Raw genomic sequence first — 14,539 nt, 5'->3', positions numbered from 1 at the left:
CAGCTCATAGCGTCAGGTAACTGATAAATCGGCTCAACAGGCCCAGGCCTATGGTCACTGCCAACACCACCACCAGGAGCATCCACGGCCGGAAAGGTCGGCGCTCGACTTGGTGCTGGGACAAGTGCAAGTACTCTTCGACATGCTTTTGGTCGTCGGGGTTCAGGCGGCTGGTCATAAAGGCCTCGTCAGTAGACGTTGCTGAATGTGTAGAAGCTACAGGCGGATTTAACGCACGTTGAACGGAGCATAGCCGCTGTCCGGGATGGGCTCGACGCTCACCGTGTCGTCCAGTCGAATGATTCCACTTTGTATCACCCGGGCGGTGATTCCGCCATGGCCACGCACGGCCTGAAAGGTCCCGGGGCCGAGGTTGTTTTGCAGGCGCGCGCAAGGCTGGCACCAACCGGTGGTTTCGAAAATTGCCTGGCCGATCCGGAAGCGCCGGCCCTTGAGGCTGAACAGGTTGATACCGCTGATAACGAGGTTGCGCCGCAAATCATTAGGTAACACCGGTTGATCGTCCGGGCGACCCATCAGCGAACTGATGACGGCCAAGTGTTCCCATTGAATCAATGTCACCTGCCGGGCGTTACGGATGCCGGGACGGGCTCGATCGCCAGTCAAACCGGCCTCGAGCCGCGCTTCCACGGCATCCAGTTCGATCATCGGTACGTGAGGTTCGGGGCGCACGCCGATCCAGCGGACGCGGCCGGTTTGCGGAACGTGTGCGATCAATTCATGCAATGGGCTCACAGGCTGATTCCAACATCGAAGACGATGCTGCGCCCCAGGTTACTGCGCAGAAAATCCGGGGCATCCGGGTGCGCGAACAGCACTCGGGCGAATGTCGGGCCGACCAGCGACAACGAACGCCAGCCTTGGCGCAGGTATTCGGTGGGCGGCGGAAAATGGCTGTTGAGGTCCAGCACTTCGCGCTTGAGGCTGGCGAAGGCGATGATGTCGAGCTCCCCCAGGTCCATGCCACGTTCTTTGTAGTTGTGCGCTTTTTTGCGCAAGGTCGGTGCCAGTCGCAGCAAAAACTCGTTGGCAGGGATGCGTTTGGGTTTGGCTTCGCGTCGCACCAGCTGGCTCAGGGAAAACGCGCTGCGCCGACGTTGCAGCTCGTCGCGCCATTCATCATTCAGTCGCCGGCCCTCATCGAGCACGAAGAACACCTCGAAATTCGCCTCGCGAAACAATACGTCCGGCGGCTCGCCGGCCGGGGCGAACTCGTCGGCGCGGTAGGGAATGTTGAGCCCTTGCAGCAGGCGCTGGCACACCCAACGCTCACGCTCCCATTTGCGGGCATTGGAAAGGAACGCATTGGCTTGCTCGGCCGCGATGGTCAGCAAGCGTAAATAATCTGAGTCATCCATAGGCCCAAGCTTAGCGTTCAAATGCGACAAGCAGAAACCGTTTACTGGCATTGGAGATCACTGGGCAGTCAGAGTCCGCGGTGTAGACTGATGGCCATCATGCATTAGCGATATCACAAGGACTGAATATGAAATATTGGCCGGTGTTGCTGCTCGGTTTTTTGCCCTTGTGGGCCCAGGCGCTGGAGGTGGGTGAGCGACTGGCGCCCTGGACCCTGCTCGATCAGTTCGATCAGGCCTTCACACTCGATAATCAGACTCAGACGTTGCTGGTGGCACGAAGCATGGAAGCCGCCAAACTGGTTGAGGCGGCGTTGCAAGGCCAGCCCAAGGGCTATCTGGAGGGGCGGCACGCCGTGTTTTTAGCGGACATTCAGCGCATGCCAAGGCTGATCGCGAAGATGTTTGCCGTTCCGGCCATGCGCGACTATTCCTATCGGGTCATGCTGGACCGCGAAGGACGTGTAGCGACGCGCTATCCCGGGGCTGAAGACAAGGTGCTGTGGCTGCAACTCAAGGATGGCCAACTGATGGCGCAACACGAGTACAGCACGGCCGCGCAGCTGCATGAGGCGCTGGAGAAGGTCCGTCCATGATCGGTGCCGAGCTGCTGTCACCCGAAACGCTGACGGTCGGCTGGCTGATCTATGTGCCCGTACTGCTCTGGGCGATCTGGCGTGCGCCGTGGGTGGAGTTATTCACCGACAGTCGGCGCCAGCATTTGCTGTTCGGCACGGTGTTCGCGCTATTCATGCTGTGGCTGGTGCGGCGGGATTTCGATACCGGTGTGTCATATCACTTCATCGGCATGACCGCCGTGACGTTGCTGCTGGACTGGCCGCTGGCAATCGTCGGCGGCCTGATTGCACAGCTCGGGCTGGTGGTGCTCGGGCGTCAAGACCTCGTCGCTGTGGGGGTCAACGGGTCGCTGCTGATTTTGCTGCCGGTGCTGGTCACCGAGTGCATCGCCATCCTGGTAGAGCGCGCGCAACCTCGTAATCCCTTTGTGTACATCTTCTGTTCCGGTTTTTTTGCGGCGGCGCTATCGGCGTTGTTGTGTCTGCTGCTGGCACTGGGGGTGCTGTGGTATGACGGCATTTTTGTCATGCCGTATTGGCTGGAAGATTTTGTCGGCTACTTATGGCTGCTGATTTTTCCGGAGGCGTTCATCAACGGCATGATCGTCAGCGCGTTGGTGGTGTTTTGCCCGGAATGGCTGGAGACGTTCAATCGCACACGGTACCTGTCGGCCCCCTGGAAAGACGACGATCCGAAGTCTTGATCCACATCAAATCGGTCTTTGACCGGCGAACGCATGCTCGACAAAACCTTGAGGAGCATGGGCATGAGTGTGTACGAATGGGCTAGGCAGGAGCTGCGTCAGAGTCTGGATGGGGCGCAGGAAGTGGGGTTTGATCCGGGTTTGAGCCTGCGCGCCTTGCTCAGTGCAGTGGTGCAACAAAGCAAGGCGGTGCGCAGTATCGAGGACCTGGCCGATGAGTTGCGCTTTCTCGCGGAAAACCTCGATGACGACCAGGACTACGGTTTTATGCGGCCCTGAGAAGTCAGTGGCGCGGATCGAAGTCTTCACTGAACATTTCGTCTTCAGCTTCCGGGCTGACCGGAATCTTGTGTTCTTCCGATGCCCATGCCCCGAGGTCGATCAGTTTGCAACGGTCCGAGCAGAACGGCCGAAATTTGTTCTCGGGGCTCCATTCGACAGGCGCGCCACAGGTTGGGCATTCGACGGTAGGGATCTGGCTCATGTCTGGCCTCCACGCAAAGTAAGGTAAAAGTGATGCAGGCGTTCGACCTCGCTGTGCAGCCAGGCGAGGTCGCGGTCGTTGACCACCACATCGTCGGCATGGCGCACGCGGTCCTCGCGGCTGGACTGGGCCTTGAGGATCGCTTGGACCTGTTGCTCGCTGGTCTGATCACGCTGCAAGGTGCGTTCGATCTGTAACTGTTCCGGCGCATCGATCACGAGCACCCGTTGGGTCATGGCGTACTGCCCGGACTCGATCAGCAGTGGCGAAACCAGAATCGCGTAGGGCGATTGTGCCTTGGCCAGATTGTGCGCGATTTCTTCACCGATCAACGGATGCAGCAAGCCTTCGAGCCACAGGCGTTCCTCCGGCACCTTAAAGATCAATTCGCGCAGGGCTACACGGTCCAGTTGTCCGTCGGCTTGCAGCACGCCGGGTCCGAAGTGTTCAGCAATGGCGGCCAGCGCCGGGCGACCCGGTTCCACCACCCAGCGCGCCGCATGATCAGCGTCGACGACGTGGATACCGAGGTCTATGAAGTGTTGGGCCGCCGCGCTTTTGCCGCTGCCGATGCCGCCGGTCAGGCCGAGAATCCAGGGTTTTTCCACAGGGGTATTCATTTCAAACCGACAAACTGCCAATAGAAGCCGGTTATTTGACCACCCCAGAGCAACGCAATCCAGCCAGCAATCGCCAGATAGGGGCCAAAGGGGATTGGCGACGAGGTTTTCGCGTCGCGAAGGCGCAACAGAATCACCCCGAGAATGGCGCCCACCAGCGATGACAGCAAGATCGTCAGCGGCAAAATCTGCCAGCCACCCCAGGCACCGAGCATGGCCAATAATTTGAAATCACCGTGGCCGATACCGTCTTTGCCGGTGATCAGCTTGAACAGCCAATACACCGACCACAACGCCATATACCCGGCCACCGCGCCCCACAACGCTTCATGCAGAGACACGAAAACCCCGAAGCTGTTGACGATCAACCCCAGCCAGAGCAGCGGCAACACCAGCACATCTGGCAGCAGCTGGTGCTCGGCGTCGATCAAACTCATCGCGAGCAAACCCCAGGTCAGCACCAGCACCATGCCGGCTTGCCAGCCGAATCCGAAATGCCACGCGATAAAGGCCGAGAGCACACCGCAAGCCAGTTCAGTCAGCGGATAGCGCTTGCTGATCGGTGTCGCGCAGCTCGAGCATCGACCACGTAAAAACAGGTAGCTGAGCACCGGGATGTTCTCCCACGCGCGAATTCGATGGTCGCAGTGTGGGCAGTGGGAGTGGGGCAGCATCAAGTTGTAGGTCGGGCCCGGCACTTCAGGAGGCACGCCCAGCACGTCGTGGGCTTGCAGCCGCCATTCGCGCTGGAGCATTTTCGGCAGGCGCCAGACCACCACATTGAGAAAACTGCCCACCACCAGGCCCACTGCTAATGCAATGACCAAGAAGAACACCGGGTAAATCATGAGGATTTCAGTCAATGGCATGTCAGATCGCTGAGCCGAGTTGGAAGATGGGCAAATACATCGCCACCACCAGGCCTCCGACGATAACACCGAGCACGACCATGATGAATGGCTCCATCAGGCTGGTGAGGTTATCGACCATGTTGTCCACTTCGTCCTCATAGAAGCTCGCGACCTTATCGAGCATGTCATCCAGCGCACCGGACTCCTCGCCGATGGCGGTCATCTGAATGGCCATGTTGGGAAAGATTCCGGAAGTGCGCATGGAAAAATTCAGCTGCATGCCGGTCGACACGTCCTGCTTGATGCGCAGCACCGCTCGCTTGAACACGATGTTGCCGGTGGCGCCGGCCACTGAATCGAGCGCTTCGACCAGGGGAACGCCGGCGGCGAAGGTGGTCGACAGGGTACGGGCGTAGCGGGCCACGGCAGACTTGTACATCAGTGTGCCAACCAGCGGCAGTTTCAACAGCCAAGTGTCCAGCCAGTCGCGAAACCCCGGGGATTTTTTAAACGCGTGGCGCGCACCGAAAATGCTCCCGAACAACCCGCCAAGCATGGCCCACCACCACTGCTGCATGAACGCCGACAGGCCAATGACCATCACCGTGAACGCTGGCAATTCGGCGCCAAAGCCCTTGAACACCGACTCGAACTGCGGCACCACTTTGACCAGCAAAATCCCGGTGACAATGATCGCGACGAACACCACGGCCAGCGGGTAGGTCATGGCTTTCTTGATCTTGGCCTTGAGGCTTTCGCTTTTTTCCTTATAGGTCGCGACCCGCTCCAACAGGGTATCGAGGGCGCCGGCCTGCTCGCCGGCGTCCACCAGGTTGCAGTAGAGCTCATCGAAATATTGCGGCTTCTTGCGCAGGGAAGCGGCGAAGCTGTTACCCGCCGCGACTTCCTGTTTGACCTCGTCGATCAGTTTGCGCATGGCCGGGTTATCGAAGCCTTCGCCGATAATGTCGAAAGACTGCAACAGCGGCACGCCGGCTTTCATCATGGTCGCCATCTGCCGGGTGAACAGGGCAATGTCCTGGGCCTTGATGCGTTTGCCGAAACTGAAAATCGACGCGGATTTCTTGCGCACCTTGCCGGGGTTGATGCCTTGCTTGCGCAGTTGGGCCTTGATCAACGCCGGGTTCTGGCCGCTCAACTCGCCGGTCATTTTTGTGCCTTTCCTGTCTGTGCCTTCCCAGGCGTAGACGCTGATTTTTGCTGCTTTGACCGCCATGTTCAGTCCTTGGTGACCCGGTTGATTTCTTCAAGGCTGGTGACGCCGTGCATGGCCTTGATCAGGCCCGAGGTGCGCAAGTCGTTGAAACCGTCCTTGCGCATCTGGCTGTCGATTTCCAGCGAGTTGCCTTCGGCCATGATCAGCCGTTGCAGGTCCGGGGTGTTCTTCACCACTTCATAAATGCCGACTCGCCCTTTGTAGCCGCCGTTGCACTGATCGCAACCGACCGGTTCATAGATCGTGAACGCGCCGATGCGTTCCTCGGGGAAGCCTTCCTTGAGCAGCGTTTCGCGGGGAATCTCGATGGGTGTCTTGCAGTGGTTGCACAATTTGCGCGCCAGTCGCTGGGCGATGATCAGGGTGACGGAAGTGGCGATGTTGAAGCCCTGAATGCCCATGTTGTGCAAACGGGTCAGAGTTTCGGCGGCGCTGTTGGTGTGCAGGGTGGACAGCACCAAGTGTCCGGTCTGGGCAGCCTTGATGGCGATTTCGGCGGTTTCGAGGTCACGGATTTCGCCGACCATGATGACGTCCGGGTCCTGGCGCAGGAACGAACGCAGCGCCTGGGCGAAATCCAGCCCTTGCTTGGGATTGACGTTGACCTGGTTGATGCCTTCCATGTTGATCTCCACCGGGTCTTCGGCAGTGGAGATGTTGATGTCCACGGTGTTGAGAATATTCAGGCCGGTGTAGAGCGACACGGTCTTGCCCGAACCGGTGGGACCGGTGACCAGAATCATCCCCTGTGGCTGCTTCAGGGCGGCCATGAACAGGTCTTTCTGGTCGGGTTCGTAGCCGAGCGCGTCGATGCCCATTTGGGCGCTGGCCGGGTCGAGGATACGGATCACCACTTTCTCGCCCCACAAGGTCGGCAGGGTGTTGACCCGAAAATCGATGGATTTGCTTTTGGACAGGCGCATTTTGATCCGCCCGTCCTGAGGTTTGCGCCGTTCGGAGATGTCCAGGCTGGCCATGACTTTCAGCCGGGCCGCAATGCGGCTGGCCAACTGGATGGGCGGCTTGGCCACTTCGCGCAGCAGGCCGTCGGTGCGCATCCGCACCCGGTAGGTTTTTTCATAGGGCTCGAAGTGCAGGTCGGACGAACCACTCTTGATCGCGTCGAGCAGCAGTTTGTGGACGAACCGCACCACGGGGGCGTCATCGGCGTCTTGCCTGGCGATGGCGTCCTTTGCGCTGTCATCGGTCGACTCGATGTCCAGCCCGTGGAGGTCAACGTCGGCCATGTCTTCCAGGCCGCTGGCGTGGCTGTCGAAGAATTTCTCGATGGCCTCGCTGAGCTTGTCGTCCTCCACCAGGATGGCTTCGGTGTTCAGCCCGGTGCTGAACTGGATGTCATTGATCGCTTGATGATTGGTCGGATCGGAAACACCCACGAACAATTTGTTGCCGCGTCGCCAAAGGGGCAGGGCGTGGTGCTGGCGAATCAGCTTTTCGCTGACCAGTCCTCTGGGCTGGGTTTCCTTGTCCAGGCTGTTGAGGTCGAGCAGCGCCATACCGAAATGCTCCGAGGCAATCTCGGCGATCTGTCGGCTCTTCGCCAGTTTGTTCTGCACCAGGTAACTGACCAGGGAGATTTTATTGCGTTGGGCTTGCTGATACGCCTGTTGCGCGCTTTTGTCAGTGAGTAGCTCGGCCAGGACCAATTGTTTGGCCAGACCGCTTAGGGCGATGTCATTCATTGGGGTACCGGACGCAGACAGTTCATGACTTATAGCCTAGTCAAGGACCCGAGCCAAACCAGCGACGGTGAGGTGACAAAAAGTGTCAGATAGTGCGGTTGCTGGGTGTAGGAAAGGTCATAGGATCGCCCCGACACCGCGCCAGCAGGGGCCGTAGCGCTTGGCACGGGCTGTGCTGGAGCTCTTTCAGATCATGAGATTCCGACTCATGCATGGAGCTTGTCTATGAAGACTCAGAAAGGTTTTACCCTGATCGAACTGCTGATCGTGGTGGCGATCATCGGGATCCTGGCGACGTTTGCGTTGCCGGCGTACTCCAAATATCAGGCAAAGGCCAAGGTGACGGCTGGGATCGCGGAGGCGTCCGCGCTTAAAGTGCCTTTTGAAGACGTAATTAATGCCGGTTCGGCCAATCCTGATATCACTAGCGTCAATGCTGGCGTGACGGCAACTCAGAACTGCACGATGGCCGCATCGGGCACAGTGGCTGACGGCAAGGGAACGATTACCTGCAAATTGATCAATGCGCCTGCGCCGGTGCTCGGTCAGACTATTACGCTGACCCGTAGTGCAACGACCGGTTGGTCGTGTGCATTCTCGGGTTCAAAAGATTACACAACGACAAGTTGCCCTGGTGTCTGACAGAGCCATTTATTGATCAAATACCCCGCCTCGCGGGGTATTTTTTTGATTGGCTGTCACAAAAAACCATAAAAATAAAAAATCCCGACAATTCATGGCCTTAGGCCGACGCCAAAACCCGCAACTTGCATGTCGATAAATTCCAACTCATGCATTTTGCATGATTCCGAAAATTCAGTGTTTTTTTAACATGTTGATTTATAAGGTTTTTGTGGCTATTTCAAAGTTGGCACAGCGTTCGCAACATACCCAGTAACCCTGCTGAGAAGACAACCAGCAGACTATCTGGAAAAACAGGAGTTACTCGTATGAAGAAGTTCGCTATCGCTGCCGCTACTGCTACCGCGCTGACCCTGACTATGGCCAACGTAGCATTCGCACAGACCGCCACCACTCAAGCACCGATGACCTTGGCTGCTGGTGAAATGACCAAGGCCACGGAAGCTACTTCCGACACCTGGATCACTACCAAAGTCAAAAGCGATCTGCTGACCGAAAAAGGCATTCCTGGTACCGACATCAAAGTCGAAACCAATAAAGGTGTTGTGTCGCTGTCGTCCACCGTTGCAGTGACTGATTCCCAAAAAGCCACCGCCGTGGCGATCACCAAGAAAATCAAAGGCGTCAAAGCGGTCTCCGCTGACGGCCTGAAAGCCGAGTAAGGCAAGACTTCTCGCCTGGACCGGGAGAAGGTGTGGCAGACGGGCTGAGTAATACGCCTGCCGCTTCTTAGGAGTTCATGCGAACGGCCATAGGGATGTGGCCATTACAGGCCTCCGACATTCGTGTCGGGGGCTTGTTCTATTTGCGGCACCGAACATCAAAATGTAGGAGTGAGCCTGCTCGCGATAGCGGTGTAACAGTCGACGACAGGTGTTGAATGTTATGCCCTCATCGCGAGCAGGCTCTCTCCTACAGGGGATGTGGCGAGTTCAGTTGCCGCGTTTACTGGTGATCTGTGTCAGGCGATTGCCTTCAAACCGAAGGAATTGGTACATCCCGCTATTCGGCCCATAGGTCCATTCCTCCACCGGAAACTCTTCCCGTCGGTTAGCGCTACGTTTGTAGCCCAACACGTCGCGGCTGACCGGCTCACCGCACTTCTGCAGTACTTCGCTGGACCTGTCTCCGACGCTGATCAGTTGACTGCCGCAGCGTAGCGTATCGGCCGCCGAGGCCTGGCCGACAGTTATTACCAATGCCAGCCCCGCCAGCAATTGCACCACAATCACTCCGCGTCCAGATGCAAAGGCGTTACCACCCTGCCGTCACTTTCCGCTTCACCCAGGTTGGCGTCGATGAAGTACACGCGGTCATCGGCCAACTGACCCTTGTCTACCAGATAGTCCTTGATGCTGCTGGCGCGCTCCTGTCCCAACTGACGTAACAGTACGTCGCTGGTACTCCAGAACTTGATCACGTCGGCGCGCATTTTCGCGGTGCGTTCTTCCTTGCCCAGATCCTTCCATTCGGCCGGCGGCTGAGTCTTCAGGCGTGTGCGGTAGATGCCTTCCAGCAACGGGCCTTTCTCGTTCTCCGGGACCTGTAGCAAAGATGCCTGGGCCGGCACCTTGTCTCCACGACGCTGGAGCATTTTGTAGTAGTTGTACTGGTATTCCCGTTCCAGGCGTTGCTCAGCAATCAACGGGCCGTCGCTGCTGGCGGCCGCCGTGCCTTCGATCTCCAGACGCAGGGCGGGACGTTCTTTCAAGGCTTGGGACAGTTTGACCAATGCAGCTTCGGCGTCCTTGCTCAAATCGCTTGAACCCGGCGCGAACGACACGGTGCCCAAGTCCTCGGAACCGCCGCCGCTGACCAGTCCGCCAATCAGTTTGAACGGCGCAGCCGCGGCTTTGACGATCAGGTTGCGCAGGGTTTGCCAGACAATCGGCATGATGCTGAACTGCGGATTATTGAGGTCGCCGGTGACCGGCAACTCAATGGAAATCTTGCCATCGACATCCTTGAGCAAGGCAATCGCCAGTTTCAGCGGCAGGCTCACGGCATCCGGGCTGTCGACCTTTTCACCCAGCTGCAACTGCTCGACCACCACTTTGTTTTCGGCCTTGAGCTGGCCTTTGGTGATCATGTAATGCAGGTCGAGATTGAGCCGGCCTTTGCGAATGCGATACCCGGCGAATTTGCCGGAATAGGGCGTGAGCGTGGTCAGTTCCACCCGTTTGAAACTGGTGGCGATGTCGAGGCTGGCCATCGGGTCGAACGGATTGACCGCGCCCTTGATGGTCACCGGCGCATAACGGTCAACTTTGCCTTTGACATCCACGCTGGCCGGTTTTGCCTGTCGGCTGTCGATGGTGCCGATCTGCCCGTTGAGCTGTTGGATGGCGGTAGCGAAGTTCGGTGTCAGGCTGAAGTCGGCGAAGTTGGCCGAACCGTCATTGATGGCGATGCCGCCGATGTGGATACCCAGTGGTTTGTCTTTGCTGGCCGGTTTGGCCGCGGCGGTTTTGGCGCCGGTATCGGGCGGTTGCGGGATCAACAGGTCATCGATATTGGTGGTGCGATCATCGTTGATCATGAAGCGCGCATAGGGCTGGAACAGGTTGACCTTGTCGATCGACAGGCTGTCACCGTGTTGGTAATTCAGGCCTTCGAGCACCAGTTGTTGCCACTTGAGGAAGTCGCGGGTTTTAAGGGTGTCGAGGGTGTGCAACTGATCGACCTGAGCACGACCGGAGACGCTGAACGCCAAGGGCTCGGTACTTTTCAGATCGACCGCCAGATCACTGCCGAGCATGCCGCTGCGAAGTTCCAGGCGAATGAACGGAGTGATGTAGGACTGTGCGACACGCAGGTCGATGTCTTTGGTCTGCACTTTCAGTTTGGCGCTGATCGGGGCGAGATCGACCACGCCATCGGCCATGATCTTGCCCTGTTTGCCCACGCCGGTGTCGAGCTTGAGATTAAAAGGCGAACCGTTAAGGCTGTCGAAGTTCTGCAGGTCCAGATTCAACGGGCCGACTTCCAGCGCTACGGCGGGTTGTGCCTTGCGGTCTGCCAGGTGCACCTGGTAATTGCGCAACTGTACGTCTTTGAGCTGCACCTGCCACGGTTTGCTCGGTGGCGCCGGTTCAGGCTTGGGTGAGTCGGCTGCCGCTGGCGTACTGGCGGGTTCGGCCTTGGCTTTGGCGGCGGGTTTGGACGGTTGGCTGGCGAACAGTTTCTGCCAGTCGAGTTGCCCGTCGGCTTCGAGGGCGGCCCAGGTTTCCAGTTTCTGGCTGCGAATCTTGCCGACCACCACTTGCTGCTTGGCCAGGTCGACCGTGGTTTCGCTGATGTCCAATCGTTCCAGCTTCGCCAATGGCCGGCCGTCCGGGGCCTTGATTGCGAACGGTGCGATGCTGGCCGCGAGGTTGTTCAGCAGCAGTTCGGTTTCTTTGGACAGGTTGAGTTTGTAGTCGGTGCTGAGGCTCATGATGCCGCTTTCGAGGTCCAGGGGCACGGCGTCGCGCACATAGGGCCAGAAGGCTTTCATCTTGCCATCGGTGATTTTCAGCTTACCTTCGGAGGCGAGCGGGATCAGGCTGAAGTTGCCGGTCCAGTCGACCTGTCCGCCGTTGGGGCCGGCGGCCACCAAGGTCATGTCGGCACTGTCGTCGGGCAGGGTGCTGAGGTTTTTCAGCTCGAAGTCGAGTTTGTCGTAGAGAAACTCAATGGGTTCGCTGGGGCGCGAGTCCTCGAAATGCACCGCGCCGCCCGCCAGATTGATCCGGTCCACGCGCAGCGGAAATGGCTTGGCGTTCGGGTCGGCAGGTGTCGGTTCGCTCCCGGGCAGTTTGAACAGCCCGAGCAGGTTTAGCTTCCCGTCCTTGCCGAAGAGGATTTCGGTCTTGGGTTTGTCCAGTTCGATGTCGGACAGATGCACGGCTTTGGTCCAGAGACTGTCGGCTTGCACATTGGCGTACAGGCGTTCGAAGCCGATCTGTTCCTTGCCCGGCTCACCGATGACCAGCCCCCAGAGGGTCACTTCAAGGCTGAAAGGGTTGAGTTCGATCCGTTGAAGGTGGGCGGGCACCGTGGCGTAGTTGGCCAACTGCTGGTTGGCAACCCGCAACGCGATGCCCGGCAAAATCAGAAACCCCAGCAAGCTGTAGAGAGCCAGAGCAGTCAACAAGGCGCCGATAGCGCGAATCAATCCTTTGGGCATGTGCGGCTTCATCTGTCTGAATCGGAGTGCCTTGGAGTATGGCACGCGATTACGGTTCCGAAGTCATCAGCCTTTATCGGAATTGTCTGAATTTGCGGATGAATCTCAGAGCTGAAGGATCAGCGTTTTCAGCGGCGGCTGTTGATCCATTGACGGAAAATCAGCGCCCGGTGTCATCACAGACCACTCGCGCACCGGCCTCCCGGCCTTCTCTGCGCAGCGCAACACCTGTTCGCGCCAGTCGTCCATGTTGACCTTTGCCAGATTGTTGCAGCAAATCAGTACGCCGTTGTCGGCGGTTGTCAGCAGCGCGGGTTTGAGCAGGCTCTGGTAGTCGCGCAGCAGGTCGACGGTACCGAAAGCGCTCTTGGCCCAGGCGGGAGGGTCGAGCAGCACCAGGTCGTATTGACGCTGTTCCAGCCGCTGGTAGCTCGGCAGTTTTTGCCCGCGCCGTTGGCTGATCGGCAGGCCCGCCAACTGGCGAATCGCCGGGAAGTAATCGGACTGGACGAATTGCATGGGGGGCAACTGTGGATTGAGCAGCCCGTTTTCGCGGCCGACCGCCAGGTTGCCCTCGGCGAAATCCAGGTTGCACACCTCACGGGCGCCACCGGCCGCAGCACTCAGGCCGACGCCACAGGTGTAGGCAAACAGGTTGAGCACGCTTTTGTTTTGGCTGTGCGCCTTGACCCAGCCGCGGGTGTTGCGCAGGTCGAGGAACAGCAGCGGGTCCTGGCCGGCGTGACGCCCGCGCACCCGATAGTTCAGACCCCACTCGTGGCCGACCAGATCCGCCAGCGCGGCTTCATCGGCACGGTAGACCGTGTCTTCGCGGTCGATGCGCGAATTGCCCCGGGAGCGGTCGTTGTAGACCAGCAGGGTGTCGAGGCCCAAATGCTGGTCGATTGCCTCGTGCAATTGCAGCAGCGCGTCGCGTTCCAGCGACTGGTGAAAGCTTTGCACCAGCAGTTGCGGGCCGTAGCGGTCGATGGTCAGGCCGCCGGCGCCTTCCTGGCTGCCGTGGAACAGGCGATAGCAGTCGGTGCCCTGCTGATGCAGTTCGGCAAGCAGGTCCTGGCGATGTTCTAGGGCGGCGCGCAGCGCCTGATTCAAGGAAGACATGCTGGGCGCCTTGCAGGAGGGAATTTGGCGCGGGAGTTTAACAGTTTGGCAGCACACCGAGGTGCTGCCTTCGCGAGCAGGCTCGCTCTCACAGGGGATTTTGTGTTCGACACCGATCAAATGTCGGAGCGAGCCTGCTCGCGAAACTTTTAGCTTTTCAGGTGAACAAGCCCATTCGCCGCTTCGCCCGCTGCACCGAGCCATTACGCACTGCCCAGCGCAACATCGGCGCACTGCGATTGACGCTGGCGCGGATCAGTTTGCGTTGTAACAGGTTTTGGCTGACGCCGAGCATGTCACTGGCCCAGTCCGGCAACAGGTCAATCCCTGCCTGCATCATCAACCCACCGAAAGGCTTGGCCAAACGGCTGGGGGATGGCGCATTCAACAACAGTCGCAAGACCTCGCGACTGCGCTCATCGCACAGCAACTGTGGACGAATGCGCTCAAGGTAATCAGCGATTTCCTGCCGCGAGCGGGGCACATCACGGGCGCCCAGTCGTTCGGCGACCAAGGCGATTTCTTCGTAGTAACGGTCCTGATCGGCCAGTGACAGATGCGGATTGCGATAGCGCAAATGCGCGGCGAGGAAGTTGCTGACCTCGGCCACGTGCACCCAGGTCAGCAGGTCCGGGTCGCTGGCCGCATAGCGGCGACCATCCGGCGCGGTGCCGGTCACTTGCAAGTGGATGGTGCGGACTTTCTCGATCAGCCAGTCGGCATCTTTTCGCGAGCCAAACGTGGTGCCGGAGATGAACTGCCCGGTGCGGCGCAGTCGGCCGAGCATGTCCTCACGGAAATTCGAATGGTCCCAGACCCCGGCAAGCGCCAATGGGTGCAGAGCCTGCAGCATCAGCGCACTGATACCGCCGATGAGCATGCTGCTGAAATCGCCATGCACTTGCCAACTCACCGAATCGGGACCGAACAGGCCCGGGTCGCCCTTGGGGTTTTCCAGGTCGAGCTTGCCGAGGGACAGACCGGTCAGGCTCATGACCTGGGTTTCAATGCGGGTGCGGATAAATTCCATGGCGACTCAGTGGCGAAAATG

The 14,539-nt window shown here is 58.8% G+C and carries 17 protein-coding genes; 5 read left to right on the top strand and 12 right to left on the bottom strand.

Annotated elements, in window-relative coordinates; all coding sequences use genetic code 11:
* Positions 1–4 precede the first annotated feature (4 nt).
* Genes NL116_RS27140 through NL116_RS27130 form a run of 3 tightly spaced genes read right to left on the bottom strand, consistent with a single transcriptional unit; the run spans position 5 to position 1,379 of the window.
* The gene (locus NL116_RS27140) at positions 5–178 is read right to left on the bottom strand and encodes a DUF3094 domain-containing protein (protein ID WP_032833555.1); all 174 of its coding nucleotides are present in this window, start codon (positions 176–178) and stop codon (positions 5–7) included.
* A gap of 50 nt (positions 179–228) precedes the next feature.
* A complete protein-coding gene (locus tag NL116_RS27135) occupies positions 229–756 on the bottom strand; it encodes an MOSC domain-containing protein (RefSeq protein ID WP_494374808.1) in 528 nt (175 codons plus the stop codon).
* Complete coding sequence (locus tag NL116_RS27130) at positions 753–1,379, bottom strand: DUF1780 domain-containing protein (protein ID WP_007942303.1); 627 nt, start codon at positions 1,377–1,379, stop codon at positions 753–755. Before NL116_RS27130 ends, NL116_RS27135 begins: the two co-directional genes overlap by 4 nt.
* A gap of 128 nt (positions 1,380–1,507) precedes the next feature.
* Between NL116_RS27130 and NL116_RS27125 the strand changes: the two genes are divergently transcribed.
* The 3 genes from NL116_RS27125 to NL116_RS27115 all read left to right on the top strand — a co-directional run bounded on the left by NL116_RS27125 (position 1,508) and on the right by NL116_RS27115 (position 2,940).
* Complete coding sequence (locus NL116_RS27125) at positions 1,508–1,975, top strand: FAD/FMN-containing dehydrogenase (protein ID WP_494374807.1); 468 nt, start codon at positions 1,508–1,510, stop codon at positions 1,973–1,975.
* Entirely contained in the window at positions 1,972–2,661 is a 690-nt protein-coding gene (locus NL116_RS27120; RefSeq protein WP_494374806.1) for an energy-coupling factor ABC transporter permease, read from the top strand. The genes NL116_RS27125 and NL116_RS27120 overlap by 4 nt, the downstream gene beginning before the upstream one ends.
* A 63-nt stretch (positions 2,662–2,724) precedes the next feature.
* On the top strand, positions 2,725–2,940 hold the full coding sequence (locus NL116_RS27115) for a hypothetical protein (protein WP_027924171.1): 216 nt from the start codon (positions 2,725–2,727) through the stop codon (positions 2,938–2,940).
* Positions 2,941–2,944: 4 nt separating this feature from the next.
* Here the strand turns inward: NL116_RS27115 and yacG are convergent, their stop codons facing one another.
* The 5 genes from yacG to pilB are packed head-to-tail and all read right to left on the bottom strand — an operon-like array spanning position 2,945 to position 7,556.
* Complete coding sequence (yacG, locus tag NL116_RS27110; protein WP_494374805.1) at positions 2,945–3,145, bottom strand: DNA gyrase inhibitor YacG; 201 nt, start codon at positions 3,143–3,145, stop codon at positions 2,945–2,947.
* Entirely contained in the window at positions 3,142–3,765 is a 624-nt protein-coding gene (coaE, locus tag NL116_RS27105) for a dephospho-CoA kinase (RefSeq protein WP_494374804.1), read from the bottom strand. The genes yacG and coaE overlap by 4 nt, the downstream gene beginning before the upstream one ends.
* Positions 3,762–4,634 (bottom strand): prepilin peptidase, encoded by an 873-nt coding sequence (locus NL116_RS27100; RefSeq protein ID WP_494374803.1) that lies wholly within the window; start codon positions 4,632–4,634, stop codon positions 3,762–3,764. Before NL116_RS27100 ends, coaE begins: the two co-directional genes overlap by 4 nt.
* Before the next feature lies 1 nt (position 4,635).
* The gene (locus NL116_RS27095; RefSeq protein WP_494374802.1) at positions 4,636–5,853 is read right to left on the bottom strand and encodes a type II secretion system F family protein; all 1,218 of its coding nucleotides are present in this window, start codon (positions 5,851–5,853) and stop codon (positions 4,636–4,638) included.
* Positions 5,854–5,855: 2 nt separating this feature from the next.
* Positions 5,856–7,556: a type IV-A pilus assembly ATPase PilB gene (pilB, locus tag NL116_RS27090; RefSeq protein WP_494374801.1), complete on the bottom strand. Its 1,701-nt coding sequence runs from the start codon at positions 7,554–7,556 to the stop codon at positions 5,856–5,858.
* Between the two features lie 225 nt (positions 7,557–7,781).
* Here pilB and NL116_RS27085 point away from each other — a divergent pair, with 225 nt between their 5' ends.
* Together NL116_RS27085 and NL116_RS27080 are read left to right on the top strand one after the other, a co-directional pair.
* Positions 7,782–8,198, top strand: coding sequence for a pilin (locus NL116_RS27085; RefSeq protein WP_494374800.1), 417 nt, complete (start codon positions 7,782–7,784; stop codon positions 8,196–8,198).
* A gap of 308 nt (positions 8,199–8,506) precedes the next feature.
* Complete coding sequence (locus tag NL116_RS27080; RefSeq protein ID WP_494374799.1) at positions 8,507–8,860, top strand: BON domain-containing protein; 354 nt, start codon at positions 8,507–8,509, stop codon at positions 8,858–8,860.
* A gap of 270 nt (positions 8,861–9,130) precedes the next feature.
* Here the strand turns inward: NL116_RS27080 and NL116_RS27075 are convergent, their stop codons facing one another.
* From NL116_RS27075 to NL116_RS27060, 4 genes are all read right to left on the bottom strand, one after another.
* Positions 9,131–9,424: a DUF2845 domain-containing protein gene (locus tag NL116_RS27075; RefSeq protein WP_494378144.1), complete on the bottom strand. Its 294-nt coding sequence runs from the start codon at positions 9,422–9,424 to the stop codon at positions 9,131–9,133.
* Positions 9,425–9,426: 2 nt separating this feature from the next.
* Complete coding sequence (locus NL116_RS27070; protein WP_494374798.1) at positions 9,427–12,378, bottom strand: DUF748 domain-containing protein; 2,952 nt, start codon at positions 12,376–12,378, stop codon at positions 9,427–9,429.
* A 93-nt stretch (positions 12,379–12,471) separates the two neighbouring features.
* On the bottom strand, positions 12,472–13,488 hold the full coding sequence (locus tag NL116_RS27065; protein ID WP_494374797.1) for a class I SAM-dependent rRNA methyltransferase: 1,017 nt from the start codon (positions 13,486–13,488) through the stop codon (positions 12,472–12,474).
* Between the two features lie 157 nt (positions 13,489–13,645).
* The gene (locus tag NL116_RS27060; RefSeq protein ID WP_494374796.1) at positions 13,646–14,518 is read right to left on the bottom strand and encodes an oxygenase MpaB family protein; all 873 of its coding nucleotides are present in this window, start codon (positions 14,516–14,518) and stop codon (positions 13,646–13,648) included.
* Positions 14,519–14,539: the final 21 nt, after the last annotated feature.

The organism is Pseudomonas sp. FBCC-B1667, from assembly GCF_059133255.1.
Note: the sequence above shows the minus strand (reverse complement) of the source record. Positions and strands in the feature narration are given on the sequence as shown.

Coding starts and splice junctions, on each gene's coding strand:
- NL116_RS27140 (WP_032833555.1), bottom strand. CDS start 178: ATGACCAGCCGCCTGAACCCCGACGACCAAAAGCATGTCGAAGAGTAC.
- NL116_RS27130 (WP_007942303.1), bottom strand. CDS start 1,379: ATGGATGACTCAGATTATTTACGCTTGCTGACCATCGCGGCCGAGCAA.
- NL116_RS27125 (WP_494374807.1), top strand. CDS start 1,508: ATGAAATATTGGCCGGTGTTGCTGCTCGGTTTTTTGCCCTTGTGGGCC.
- NL116_RS27120 (WP_494374806.1), top strand. CDS start 1,972: ATGATCGGTGCCGAGCTGCTGTCACCCGAAACGCTGACGGTCGGCTGG.
- NL116_RS27115 (WP_027924171.1), top strand. CDS start 2,725: ATGAGTGTGTACGAATGGGCTAGGCAGGAGCTGCGTCAGAGTCTGGAT.
- yacG (WP_494374805.1), bottom strand. CDS start 3,145: ATGAGCCAGATCCCTACCGTCGAATGCCCAACCTGTGGCGCGCCTGTC.
- coaE (WP_494374804.1), bottom strand. CDS start 3,765: ATGAATACCCCTGTGGAAAAACCCTGGATTCTCGGCCTGACCGGCGGC.
- NL116_RS27100 (WP_494374803.1), bottom strand. CDS start 4,634: ATGCCATTGACTGAAATCCTCATGATTTACCCGGTGTTCTTCTTGGTC.
- NL116_RS27095 (WP_494374802.1), bottom strand. CDS start 5,853: ATGGCGGTCAAAGCAGCAAAAATCAGCGTCTACGCCTGGGAAGGCACA.
- pilB (WP_494374801.1), bottom strand. CDS start 7,556: ATGAATGACATCGCCCTAAGCGGTCTGGCCAAACAATTGGTCCTGGCC.
- NL116_RS27085 (WP_494374800.1), top strand. CDS start 7,782: ATGAAGACTCAGAAAGGTTTTACCCTGATCGAACTGCTGATCGTGGTG.
- NL116_RS27080 (WP_494374799.1), top strand. CDS start 8,507: ATGAAGAAGTTCGCTATCGCTGCCGCTACTGCTACCGCGCTGACCCTG.
- NL116_RS27070 (WP_494374798.1), bottom strand. CDS start 12,378: ATGAAGCCGCACATGCCCAAAGGATTGATTCGCGCTATCGGCGCCTTG.
- NL116_RS27065 (WP_494374797.1), bottom strand. CDS start 13,488: ATGTCTTCCTTGAATCAGGCGCTGCGCGCCGCCCTAGAACATCGCCAG.
- NL116_RS27060 (WP_494374796.1), bottom strand. CDS start 14,518: ATGGAATTTATCCGCACCCGCATTGAAACCCAGGTCATGAGCCTGACC.